The organism is Actinoplanes sp. ATCC 53533 (genome assembly GCF_003947245.1).
On record NZ_QHHV01000042.1, the window covers coordinates 22037 to 34198 of the forward strand.

Annotated in this window: 11 protein-coding genes; 8 read left to right on the plus strand and 3 right to left on the minus strand. The window is 72.1% G+C overall.

What is annotated here, in order from left to right; translation table 11 throughout:
- Positions 1 to 115: 115 nt before the first annotated feature.
- On the minus strand, positions 116 to 1360 hold the full coding sequence (locus DMB66_RS15380) for a BTAD domain-containing putative transcriptional regulator (RefSeq protein WP_125804768.1): 1245 nt from the start codon (positions 1358 to 1360) through the stop codon (positions 116 to 118).
- 161 nt (positions 1361 to 1521) lie between these two features.
- Between DMB66_RS15380 and DMB66_RS15385 the strand changes: the two genes are divergently transcribed.
- Positions 1522 to 2607, plus strand: a complete 1086-nt coding sequence (locus DMB66_RS15385; RefSeq protein WP_125804769.1) for a hypothetical protein — start codon at positions 1522 to 1524, stop codon at positions 2605 to 2607.
- A 2-nt stretch (positions 2608 to 2609) separates the two neighbouring features.
- A complete protein-coding gene (locus DMB66_RS15390; RefSeq protein WP_125804770.1) occupies positions 2610 to 4295 on the plus strand; it encodes a hypothetical protein in 1686 nt (561 codons plus the stop codon).
- A 37-nt stretch (positions 4296 to 4332) separates the two neighbouring features.
- Here the strand turns inward: DMB66_RS15390 and DMB66_RS15395 are convergent, their stop codons facing one another.
- Positions 4333 to 6012, minus strand: a complete 1680-nt coding sequence (locus DMB66_RS15395; protein ID WP_125804771.1) for a serine/threonine-protein kinase — start codon at positions 6010 to 6012, stop codon at positions 4333 to 4335.
- A gap of 130 nt (positions 6013 to 6142) precedes the next feature.
- On the opposite strand from DMB66_RS15395, the gene DMB66_RS15400 reads away from it, so the two are divergent.
- The 6 genes from DMB66_RS15400 to DMB66_RS15425 all read left to right on the plus strand — a co-directional run bounded on the left by DMB66_RS15400 (position 6143) and on the right by DMB66_RS15425 (position 10788).
- Complete coding sequence (locus DMB66_RS15400; RefSeq protein WP_233624575.1) at positions 6143 to 6283, plus strand: DUF1963 domain-containing protein; 141 nt, start codon at positions 6143 to 6145, stop codon at positions 6281 to 6283.
- Positions 6284 to 6699: 416 nt separating this feature from the next.
- Positions 6700 to 7251, plus strand: coding sequence for an RNA polymerase sigma factor (locus tag DMB66_RS15405; RefSeq protein WP_125804773.1), 552 nt, complete (start codon positions 6700 to 6702; stop codon positions 7249 to 7251).
- On the plus strand, positions 7248 to 8048 hold the full coding sequence (locus DMB66_RS15410) for a hypothetical protein (protein WP_125804774.1): 801 nt from the start codon (positions 7248 to 7250) through the stop codon (positions 8046 to 8048). Before DMB66_RS15405 ends, DMB66_RS15410 begins: the two co-directional genes overlap by 4 nt.
- Positions 8049 to 8066: 18 nt before the next feature.
- Positions 8067 to 8867, plus strand: a complete 801-nt coding sequence (locus tag DMB66_RS15415) for an ABC transporter ATP-binding protein (RefSeq protein ID WP_125804775.1) — start codon at positions 8067 to 8069, stop codon at positions 8865 to 8867.
- Entirely contained in the window at positions 8864 to 10186 is a 1323-nt protein-coding gene (locus tag DMB66_RS15420; RefSeq protein ID WP_125804776.1) for a hypothetical protein, read from the plus strand. Before DMB66_RS15415 ends, DMB66_RS15420 begins: the two co-directional genes overlap by 4 nt.
- On the plus strand, positions 10183 to 10788 hold the full coding sequence (locus DMB66_RS15425; RefSeq protein WP_125804777.1) for a hypothetical protein: 606 nt from the start codon (positions 10183 to 10185) through the stop codon (positions 10786 to 10788). The genes DMB66_RS15420 and DMB66_RS15425 overlap by 4 nt, the downstream gene beginning before the upstream one ends.
- Positions 10789 to 10896: 108 nt before the next feature.
- Here DMB66_RS15425 and DMB66_RS15430 read toward each other — a convergent pair.
- On the minus strand, positions 10897 to 12162 hold a 1266-nt coding region (locus tag DMB66_RS15430), incomplete at its 5' end, for a BNR repeat-containing protein (RefSeq protein WP_125804778.1).

A 12162-nucleotide genomic window follows, 5' to 3' on the forward strand; every position in this document is an offset into this window, starting at 1 on the left:
TAGGCGCCGGATTCGGAAGTGCCGCTGCTGCGTCCGCGGGAAGTCGTCTCCTCGTCGCCGTGCTGGACACGCTCCTCCGCAGCGCGAGCACCGCATCGCGCGGGACGGCGTCCGTTCATTCCTGGTCGTCCTGCCCGGGGGCAGCCGGGGTCTGCGGAGCGGCCGCCGGGCCGAGGGCCACGTGGGCCAGGGGCGTCGCAGCGCCGGTCCGGGTCGGCAGCTGCGGCCCGTCACTCGCCACCGCTCCCCGCTGCGCCGGGGTGGTGAACGCGAGCACGGTGTCGCCGCAGCGCAACAGGTCGCCCGAGCGGACCGGGGCGCTGTCCGACGGACCCAGCTTGGCGCCGTTCAGAAATGTGCCGTTGCGCGATCCCAGGTCGGCGACGGTGACATCGCCTCCGCCCGCCACCCGGACGGCAGCGTGTCGTCGAGACACCGCGGCGTCCCCGGACAACGACACGTCGGCGGCCTCGGCACGGCCGATCACCAGCTCACCGGCCCCTGGCAGCTCCCGGCGGCGGACCGCACCGGCAGCGTCCAGCCAGGTCAGCACAGGGCGGCCCGTCCCGACCGGCCGAGGGGCGACCACCCGCAGCACCTGCGAGGTGGCGGCCTGGCCCAGGATCGCCTGCTCCAGCTCGCGCAGGGCGCTCCCCGGATCCAGGCCCAGCTCGGCGGACAGGACGTGGCGGGCCCGGCGGAACGCCGCCAGCGCGTCGGCCTGCCGGCCGTCCCGGTACAGCGCCACCATCAGGTGCCCCCAGAACCGCTCGCGCAACGGATGGCGCAGCACCAGGTCTTCCAGCTCGGGCACCAGTCCCGGCAACCCCAGGCGCAGCTCCGCGGCCAGCACGGCCTCCACCGCGTCCAGCCGGACCGTCTCGTACACGGTGCGGGCCGCGTGGAAGTACTCATGGTCCGGCAGGTCGGCGCAGAACTCGCCACGCCATCGGGCGAGCGCGGACCGGTATCCGGCCGCGGCGGCCGCGGCGTCACCGGCCCGGTCGGCGACCCGGGCGCGGCGCAGCCCGTCCTCGACGGCCTGCACGTCGCTGGCGGCCACCAGCCGGTAGCCGGCCGGGCCGTGCTGCAACGCGGCGGCCTGCCGGCCGAGGGCCCGCCGCACCTGGTGCACGTGCACGTGCAGGGTGCTGCGAGCTGCGGGCTGACCGGTGTCGGACCACACCGCCTCGGCCAGCCGGTCCGCCGGCACCGCGGTGCCGGCCGCGGCCGTCAGGGCCGCCAGCAGCGCGCGCTGCCGGGCCCCGGCCAGAGCGACGGGCTCGCCGTCCACGGTCAGCACCACAGGCCCGAGCAGGCCGACGCCCGGACCGAGCGCCTGCTCCGCCTGCTGGCTCACCGACCCTCCCGCCGCTCCTGCCTCTGCCCCTGGGAAGGCTGACGCCGGACCGCGCCGGCCACTACAGCGCCGCTTAAGCGGCTTGAGCTGAACTGGTGGCCGTCCGAATGAGATTGGACAATGTCCATTCGACACCTCGATATTCTTCACGGAGGGGTGCAATGACCACAGTATTGGCTGCCCTGGACTCGGTGGTGGAACGATTCGGGCCGGCGGCCCTGACCGATCCCCTGGCCCTGGGAGCGGCGCTGCGGGGACTGACTGACCCGTTGCCGGAAGACCAGATCAGCCTGCTGATGGAGGCCGCCGCATCGGGTGCGCCGGGCCGGCTGCGGAGCGCGCTGGAGGTCGGGACGGCTGTCCCAGCGGCCCTCGGCGAAGCGGTGGCCCTGGCCTCGGGAGCCGGCCGCGGGATGCCCGCGGAAGCGGCCCGGTGGGCGGTGACCCAACTGGGCTGCGCGGGCGGCCTGCTGCCGCGACGCATGGCTGACCAGGAGGCCGCGCTGTCCGCGCAACCGCCGCACGCGGCAGGTGCACCAATGCGGCGCCGTTCGCGCAGACGCGTGGGTCCGGTCGTGGCAGCCGGCGCCGTCGTGACGGTGGCAGCGGTCGCCGCCCTGGCGGGGACCCAGCTCGGTGGGGCAGGGGACACCGTCGCCGGGGTGACGCCAAGCGCATCCGCGGAGCCTTCGACGACGACGCCGGCCCTACCGGCCGCGGACCCGACGCCGAGCACGTCGAAAACGTCCACTGCTACGGCGACGCCCGACTTCGCCGCGGACCCGCTCGGGGCATTCCAAGCGCCCGAGCTGCGGCGGCTGGCCGAGATCTACCTGAAGTCCGGCGGGGTGCAGTGCCGCGCGTCGGAGACTCCGCTGGGCGTCCAGGAAGCCGTGGCGTGCAGCTTCGGCGACCACAACATCGTGGGACTGTTCTACAAATACCTGGGACCGGAGGCGATGGGCAACGCCCGAGACGGCCTGATCGACGGCAAGGTCTCCGCGAAGGAGGGCACCGTGCGGCAGCTGACGTGGCGCTTCGTGGACAAACGGGCGGGCACGAAGGTCGGCATCCCGATGGGCACCAGGGGCCGCGCCGAGGGCCTGCGGGTGCGGTTCCAGAGCTCGAATACGGGCAGGCCCACCCTCTACTTCGACCAGAAGTCCACCTTGTGTTCCGGCACGTTCTCCGCGCTGACCGCCGACCGGACCGAGTTGCGCGAGTTCTGGGCCAACCCGGAGCGATGATCGTGGCCGCGCGTGACCCGATGTCCGCCGCACTCACCCACGTGGCGGCTACCCACGGCGGCGCCGCCCTGATCGATCCCGTGGCGCTGCGGGCGGCCCTGGGCGCCCCCGGCGTCCCCCGGCTGGCGCCCCACGAGGCGGCCCTTCTCCTGGCGGTGTCCGGCAGTGGCCTGGTCCCACGCCTGCGATCCGCCGCGGGCACCGCGGAGGAGAACACCGCGGCCCAGGCAGCGGTCCGGGTGGTCGCCGCCTACGGGCATTCCGACGTGGCGGTTCGGCGGGCCGTCGACGCCTTCGTCACGGCCCTCCGCGGCTCCGCGCGCCCGGGCGGGCCGGTCCGATCCACCGTCGTCCTCGGCTCCGGTGCCGACCCGACGAAACCCTGGCCGATCGGATCGGCCGACGCGCCCGCCGGCATGGGGACCGAACTGGACGCCTCCCCCGGCTCGGACGTCGACCGGACCCAGGATCCGGTTCTGAACACCGTGTCACCCCCCGCCGCAGCGATGGCGCCGGCGCATGCCGTCCTGTCGTGGGACGACGGCACCGGGATATCCGATCCGGTGACGCCGCAGCCGCCGTTGACACCACCATGGCCGGTCCCACCGTCCGGACCCGCCGATCGGCGGACCGTCGGGAACCGGCTGGTCGCGGCGCTGCGCGACGGCCGCACGGCGGTGGTGGCCCTGTGCGTGGCCGGTGCCACGGCGGCGACAATCGGGGTCGTCGCGCTCAACCGCGACGGCGCGCGGGAGCCCGCCCCGGTCGTGGACCGGTTCGCGTTGTCCCAGGTGGCGCAGCGATATCGGGAGCTGGGGGCGGCGCTCCTGGCGGGTGCCCGCCGCTGCGTCCCGCTGGCACCGCAGGTCGGCGAGGTCGAGCGCGTGCGCTGCGACTTCACCGACCGCACGCTCGACCTGGTCCAGTACGGCTCCGCGGCCCGGCTTCGGCAGGAACGGGCCCGCACCGTGGACAGCACGATCGAGTGGGTGCGCTTCGGCCAGGTGCTGGACCGGGATGCGGCCTTCTCGATGCATGAGGACCGCACCGGGGCGGCCACCGTCTACTGGGACTCTGTCCTGCCCCGCCCGCAGAGCGCCGTCGTGACCAACTCCGCCGGATCGGAGGCGACCGATGGAACCGGCGCCACCATCGCGCGGCTGTCGCTGCCCGACCTGGTCGACTTCTACGACGGCCGGCGGTTCGGCGGCCTGACCCGGCCGGCGCTGGACGCCCCGCAGTTCCGTTCCGGCGTGCTGGCCGACCTGGCGCAGAACGACCTGAACGAGCAGAAGATGCACTGCCGGGCGGATCCGGGCGGGCTGTTCCCGCGGGCCGCCGAACAGGTCACCTGCACGTTCCGGGAGGGGGTCACGGCGTTGTACGTCCTGGTCGAGGACGCGGACTCCTACGCCTTCTACCGCAAGGACATCGCGTCCTCGGCGAACGCGGTGCCTGGTTCACATCACAGCGAGGCCTGGGAGGTCAGCACCGACCACAAGGGCGGGACGCTCACCTACTACGAGGAGAGCACGACGAGCCAGTCGGTCCTGTACTCAGAACTGGTCTACCGCGACCCCGACGACCGAGGTCTCCAGGAGCCGACCCTCGCCATTGCCGTGTACCGGCACCCGACCATGAGCCCCGCCCAGCTCAAGGCCTGGTGGAACCGGACGGCGGTGGACTGACTCCGCCCTCCCCGGGCCGGGCGGGCCGATCCCCCGGTCAGCCGGGATAGCTCAACGCGTCGAAGGTGCGCCGGACGCCGTTCACATCCGCGGGATAGGCGCGGTCAGGGTCGCCGTCCAGCACGGTCAGCACGTCGTCGTCGACGGTCCAGGCGTAGCGCAGGTTCTCGGCCGTGACGAAGCAGTAAAGCGTGCCCGAGCGACTGCCACGTGACCACTGCTCCTGGGCCGGCACGTGGTCCGGGCAGGTGCCGCTCGGCAGCGCGGAGGGGTCGGGACCGCCGAGATGGCGAAGGTAGCCGGCCACCGTTCCCGGCCCGCTGAGCGCCATCAGCCGCAGCGACCCGGCGGAGGCGTCCGCGAGCTCGCAGTCACGACCGGCCTGAGCGCCTGCCTGCCGGTCGGCGTCCGCCAGCTCGACGTTCCGGCAGGTGAGACCTGCCGGCGTCGCGGCCGTCAGCCGCTCCGCCGGCGAGGGACCGCGATCGTCCAGGAGCAGCCACGCCCCACCGCCGAACAGCACGGCCGCGGCCACGCCTCCAGCGACGAGAACGCTGCGGCGACCGACCGATCGGCCGCCCGGCTCTCCCGCCGACCATGGCAGGACGCCGGTCCACCGAGCCGTCGGCGCCACCGGTTCCGGCTGGCCTCCCCCGGCCGGCCGGGTGTCACCTTCGAGCGGAACGGTCTCCCCTGCCGAGCTCGGGACGGACCCGAGGGACCCGGCACCGGTTCCGGTGGCGGGAGCCGCGACCAGCCCGGGCCGCACCATTGCGTCCTTGGCGGGCATCGCCAGGATCTGCCGGATCTGCCGCCGGGCCTCGGCGATGGTCGGCCGCTGCACGGGATCCTTCGCCAGCAGGCCGGCCAGGAGACGGTTGAGCTCGCCCGTGCGTGGGTCGGAGCCCTCCAGCCGCGGGACCGGGCCCGCCGCGTGCCCCATGATCATCTGAGCCTGGGTCCCGACGAACGGCGGAGCTCCGGTCAGCAGCGTCCACAGCATGCATCCGAGCGAGTACACGTCGGATGCCGGGGTGGCCGGCCGGCCGTCGAACCGTTCCGGCGCCAGATAGGCGACGGTGCCCACCACGTCGCCGGTCTCGGTGGCCTGACCTGCGGGTTCGGCGATGCTACGGGCGATCCCGAAGTCGCACAGGTAGACGAAGTCGTCCTCGTCGTGCAGCGAACGCGGGCGGCACAGCACGTTGCTGGGCTTGACATCCCGGTGCACGACGCCGACCGCGTGCCCGTCGCCCAGCGCACCGGCCACCTGGTCGGTGATGCGCAGGGCACGCCGCGGCAGGAGCGGGCCGCCGGCCACCAACCGGCCGAGGTCGGGACCCTGGACCAGCTGCATGGCCAGGTACAGATTTCCGTGGATCTCGCCGTGGTCGTAGATCTGGGTCACGTGCGGGGAGTCCAGCTGGGCCAGCGCGGCGGCCTCACGGCCGAACCGGCCTCGGTAGGCCGGGTCCTGTGCCATGTCTTGCGGCAGCACCTTCAGGGCAACCGGCCGGTTCATCCGGGACTGCCAGGCGCGGTACACCACGCCCATCCCGCCGCGGCCGATCTCGGCGTCGATCCGGTAGTCGCCGAACTCGCCGCCGACCTGGGGTAGTCCTGTCCCGGTTATGGCCGCACACCTCCCGCCCGCAGAACGAACGACAGACAGATCCGACTGAACCACCCTAGCCTGACGGCCCCCACGGCCGGCCATCTACGGGCGACGATGAGCCTGGCCTCGGCGAATCAGTGCTGCATCAGGAACGCAACTGGCGGACGAGGACGAGACACATCTTCCGCCCGGCCCCGAACGGCTCTACCGCTGGGCGGAAGCAGAACACCGGGTGATGCGCGAGTGGGTGCCGCTCGCCCAGTTCTCCGTGCCGCACGAGGAATACATCAAAGGGCGCTTCCTGATCCGCCACGAGGATCTCGCCGCCGGGCGGTTCGACAAGGCGCTGTCCTTCTGCGAGTTCACCGAGTGAGCGAACCAGCACCGGCTCGGCCGGCCGCACGGACACTCGCCAAGCTCGCCCGGCCCGACGAGGCCCTCGACCCGGTCGCCGGTCCCGCTGCTGCTCACGCCGCGGTCGCGTCGCCGCTCCGGGCGGTCCAGAAGACCGCCGTGCCCAGCAGCGTGGTGGCGGCGACCAGGGCCGCCGCCACCCGTCGTTGTGTCAGCATGCCCGTCTTTGCCCGACGGACTCAAAAGTGTTCGCTCCGGCCGACACCGCGACCACCACAGCGCGGGGCGTCCGGGGGCTCGGCCCCGGAGCAAGGTGGAAGCCCGTCGATGGAGACGAGCGCGGCCCGGTAGCGGATCCGCACACCGGTCGGGCGCAGTGACCCATGTCACAGTGCCTGGTGAACCCGTTCCTGATCGGCGTTCGTCTTGCTGGTTGTGAAACGAAGCCTGAACGCGGCTGACGAGGAAGAACTCGTGCGCCGCACCGCCACCGGGGACCGGCGCGCGTTCGATGAGCTGTACCGGCGTACGTCGCCGTGGCTGCTCGCCCGGTTGCGGCGGCGGTGTTCCGACGATGACGTGGTCGCCGACGTGATGCAGGAGACCTACCTGGCCGTGTGGCGGGCGGCGGGCAGCTTTGCCGGGCTCGGCGCGTCGGGCGGCGCGGTCGGCTGGCTGTGGACCATCGCCGCGCACCGGCTCGTCGACGCGTTCCGGCGGCGGGCCCGGCACAACCAAGTGCCGGCGGTGCCGCTCGTCGAGTCGGTCGCCCCGGCCGCCGAGGACGAGGTCATGGCCGTACGGGTGGGCCAGGAACTGGAGCAGGCGCTGCTTGAGCTTCCGCCGGAGATGCGGCAGGTCCTGCGCGCGATGGTGCTGGACGGGTTCTCGGTGCGGGAGACCTCCCTGCTGCTGGGGGTGCCGGAGAACACGGTGAAGTCCCGGGCCCGGCGGGCTCGGATCGCTCTGCGGGAGGCGCTGTCATGACCACGCACATCAGCCCATCGATGATCGCCCGCTACGCCGGTCGGGGATCTGACCTCAACGAGGTCACGGTGTGGTCGATCGAGGTGCACCTGGAGGACTGCGCGGACTGCCGCGCCCTGGTGGCCGGAGCCACGACGGACGACACCGAGGCCCTGCTCGCCCGCGTCGCCGCCGGCGTGGACTTCGAGATCGCCGCCGGGCCGGCTCCCGCCCCGCGACGGCGCCGGTCGGCGGTGCCCGACCGCTGGCTGGTCTGGCACCTGGTGCCGTGGCTGACCATGACCGTGGCGGTGCTGGGCTGCGCCGTCCTGCTGCAGGCGCTGCAGCCGAGCCTGCCGTCGCTGGTGACACTGCTGGCCCCGGTGGCGCCGTTGCCCGGCGTGGTGATCGCGTGGAGCAGGCGCACCGACCCTGCCTGGGAACTGATCGCGAGCACCCCCGCGACCGGGCTGACGATCCTGCTGCGGCGTACGGCCGCGGTCCTGACCGTGGTCGTGCCGGCACTCGCCGTGGCGACCAGCCGCACCGGCGCTTCGCTGGCCTTGACGCTGCTGCCGTGCCTGGCCTTCACCGCCGCGACCATCGCACTGGGTGCCCTTGTCGGCGTTCGTCTCGCCGCCATCGGCCTCGGCGCCGGCTGGGCCTTGGCCGTGGTGCTGCCCGCCGTTCTCACCGCCGAACTACCGGCGGTACTGCAACCGGGCAGTTCACTCGTGTGGGCGCTGCTCATTGTCCTACTCGCCGGCATCACCGCGACGCAGAGCGACAAATTCCGCCGGCTCTCCAGCCACAACTAAGATCGAAAGGAGCTACCTATGCGTACGGTGAGCGCGGCAGAGACTGTCCCCACCACCTATCCCTGGGCCATCCATGCCGAGGGCTTGCGGGTGCGCGCCGGCCGGCACCTGGCCATCGACGGGCTCGACCTGGCGATGGGCATCGGTGTCCACGGGCTGCTCGGGCCGAACGGCGCCGGCAAGACCACCCTGATGCGGTCGCTGGCCACGGTGCTGAAGCCGGCCGACGGGCGGCTCACCCTGCTCGGCGAGTCGGTCGGCGGCCGGGCCGACCTGCGGAAGGTGCGCCGCAGGCTGGGCTATCTGCCGCAGCAGTTCGGGTTCTATCCCCGCTTCACGGTGCGGGAGTTCGTCGAGTACATGGCGTGGCTCAAGGAGATGCCGAAGACCGCCGTGCCCGGCGCGGCACAGCGGGCGATCGAGCGGGTCGGCCTCGCGGCCAAGGCCGAGGCGCGCATGAAGACGCTGTCCGGTGGCATGCTGCGCCGGGCCGGTATCGCGCAGGCGATCGTCAACGACCCGGCGGTGCTGCTGCTCGACGAGCCGACCGTCGGCCTCGACCCCGAGCAGCGCCTCGACTTCCGTGAGCTGCTACGCGACGTGGGCGTCGACAGTTGTGTCCTGGTCTCCACCCATCTGGTCGAAGACGTGGTGGCCGCCTGCACGGACGTGATCATGGTCAATGAGGGTCGGCTCGTCTACCAGGGCACCCCGGACGGCCTGGTCGCGCAGGGCAGCGAAGGCGACCCCGGCGACAGCCCCGCCGAGCGGGGCTACTCCGCGCTGCTGCGCCGCTACCGGGCGGGGACCAGCCGATGACCCGCATCCTGAATATCGAGCTGCGCCGTTCCGCGGCCCTGGGCTCGGCCCTGACCCTGTTCGTGATCGGCGTGCTGCTGCTCGCCACCGACCGGGCGATCTTCACCACCGGATGGATCCAGCTGGCCATGACCCAGCGGCTCTACCTGGCCGTGCTCTGGCCGTTGGCGCTGGCCGCCGGCGCCTGGCAGGCGAGCCGCGAGCACCGCTCGAAGGTGGCCGAGCTGTTCGCCAGCACTCCGCGCCCCCAGGCGCACCGGATGCTGCCGACGCTCCTCGCCATGGCGGTCGCGGTGCTCAGTGGATACCTGGCCATGGGCCTCGCCGGCGGCCTGTGGATCATCAGCACCGCCGAATACCTGCCCATCGCGGCCGTCGCCGTCACGGCCGTCGGCGTGCTCGCCTTGATCGCAGCGGTCTGGTTCGGCCTCGCGATCGGCCGCCTGCTGCCCTGGCGGGTGACCGCGCCGGCGCTGGGCATCGCGGGCCTGGGGCTGCTGCTGCTCATCCCCGGCGCGACCCGGCCGCACGGATGGCTGGCTCTGGCGTTCTCCCCGATCTACGAGATGAACCTGCCGGGCGCCTACGCGACCGTGCCCGGCCGGGCCAGCATCGCCCAGGCCCTGTGGCTTGCCGCCCTGGCGGTCACCGCATTGGTGCTGCTCGCCTCCGGCGGGTGGCGCTCCCGGATGGCGGCGCTGCTGCCCGTGGCACTGGGCGCCGCACTGGCGATCACGGTCATGCCCCACCAGAACAGATTCGTCAACAACGCGGTCGACCCGGTGGCCAGGGCACTGACGTGCACCGAGGACGAGCCGCGCGTATGTGTCAGCCGGATTCATTCGGGGCTGCTGACCGAGGTGACCGCGCCGGCCCGGGAAGGCCTGGCGGTACTGGCGAAACTGCCGGACGCCCCGACCACGGTGCACGAGGACACCACCATCTACTTCCCCGACAGCTATCCGCCGCGGCGCGCCGACACCGTGTTGCTCAGCGTCGAGACCGGCGACGACGCGCACCTCGCGGACCGAACCGAGGTGCGGGTGGACGTGGTGGCCGGTGCGTTCGCCAGCCCGCCGGACTGCGAAGCGGGCGTCGACCCGGCCGACCGGATCGCGGCCGCGCATTGGCTGATCGGAAGGGAACCGGCGAAGGCCAGTGCGGGTTTCGAGCCGGAGGACAACCAGCGGGCCGTGCAGCTGTGGAACGACCTGCGGCGACTACCCGCCGACAAAGCGAAGGCCCGCGTGGTGGCACTGCGCCAGGCCGCGGTGAACTGCACGGCCGACAGCGGGCTCTTCTCCAAGAGCACGCCATGAGGTGGCTGGCGCTGTACCTGCGCTCCCGGCGTGTCCCGATCGCGCTGGCCACGGCAGGCGGCTGCGCGGCGCTGATGTGGTCGCTGTGGTCAGCGTTCTCTGACGACCGCACCGTCGCCATACCGATGGTCATCCTGACGCTCCTGCTGATGGTCGCGGCCCTGACCGCCACCCTCGGCGGCCCCGACGACGCCCTGGATACGACAGCCGCGTTCTCCTGGCTGCCGCGACGCCTCGCTCACCTGCTGGCGGCCTTCCTGATCGTGGCGGTGGTACTGCTGGCCACGATGGCGACCGGGGCCCGTTTCGGCCCCGCCTGGCTGATAGTGCGCGACGCGGCCGGGCTCCTGGGGCTGACTGCGCTGTGCGCCGCCACGATGGGCACCGCCCGGGCCTGGTTCCTGCCACTGGGCTGGACGCTGGTCGCGATCATCACCCCACTGCCGGATCCGCTCGCGGGACGGATCCTGACATGGCAGGCACAAGCTCCGGACAACACGGCCGCCGCGATGACGGCCGGGCTGCTCGCGTTCGGCGGGCTCATCGCCTACACCGTGGCCGGGCCCGCCCGGAGCGCGCCCGCCGAGGCCGCCCAGCACTGACCCCGCCCTCGCCTCAACCGCACGAAGCCCTCGCCCCCGGGTGAGGGCTTCGTGCGGTTCGGCAGCGCACCCTGCCCCCGCTCGTGGCTACGCCCCGGCAGGGTCTCGTCAGTTCCCGGCGCTGGTGAAGTTCAGGACGTCGATCCGGCTGCCGCCGTTGTGCGGTGCGAAGACGCTGGCAATGTTGTTGGACTTCAGCAGGCGGTGGTCGAGCAGCGGATCGGAGGTGAAGGTCGCCGCGGACCGGTAGCGTACGGCCCAGTCCGACCAACCCGAGGCTCGAGACGCGGTCGCGATCTGCAGCACGCCCGTGTTCGAGGCGGCGCTGACCACGAACAGGTTGTCACGGGAATCGACGCCGATGTCACCGCGGCTGACGCCCGCCTGATAGCCGAGGATCCGCTGGCGCCACTGGCCGGTCGCAGCCTCCCGCCAGAAGTGGACGAGCACGGCGCTGGTGCGGGCCCTGGTGAAGACGGCGTCACTGGGCGCCGACGGCGGCAGGTGCGAGGCCAGCACGTGCACGTTTCCCGCCGAGTCGACGGTCTGCGATTCCTGGTTCATCAGGCCGCGGTTCTGTCCGATGCTCCAGAACCGTGCCGCGGCGGTAGTCGTCGAGATCGGACTGGAGTCGGCGGTGCCGATCAGCGCACCCGAACCACCGCGCCACGTCCGGCCTCGGTCGGTGCTGTACGCGTAGTAGAGATCGTGGTTGGTGCTCGCGTCGAAGGTCTCTCGGACGGTCCAGGTCGTGTGCAGCACGCCCTGGCCGTCGTACTGGAAACCGAACAGGTAGGCATTGTTGCCGAGGGTGGTGCCGTCCATGATCTTGCCGACGAAACTCCACGCACCAGCCCGATATTCGAACAGGACCTGGTTGCCGTTCCCGCTCTGCCCCGTACGGATCGTCAGTTGCAGATTGCCGTCGGGCATGGTGGTGAACTGCGGATAGGTCATGACGGCCATGTCGCGTCCGGCGAGGCTGTTCTGCACGGCGCCGAAGATGCCCGGTGACCAGGCGGCGGTGTCCGGTGCGGTCGCGATGCCGGCCACCGACTTGCGGTAGCGGAAACGCTGGGCATGCATGTCGAACGAGAGGTGGATGCTTCCGTCCTCGTGCGAGAGCCCGATGCTGATCACATTGTGTGAATCAGTGGTGGTGGTGCGATAGTCCGTCAGGCGAATGGTCTGCCACGTGCCGTTCGTCGGACGCCGGGAGACGTTGACATAGCCCTCCTCGTCCCAGAACGCCGCGTATTGCCATCGGCGATGCGAGACGATGCCGTCCTGCTGGAATGATTCGCCGTTCATCAATCCCGTGTAGCTCTCCGCGGTGCGGCCCTGGGTGGTCAGCGTGGTCGTGGTCGGCGTGTT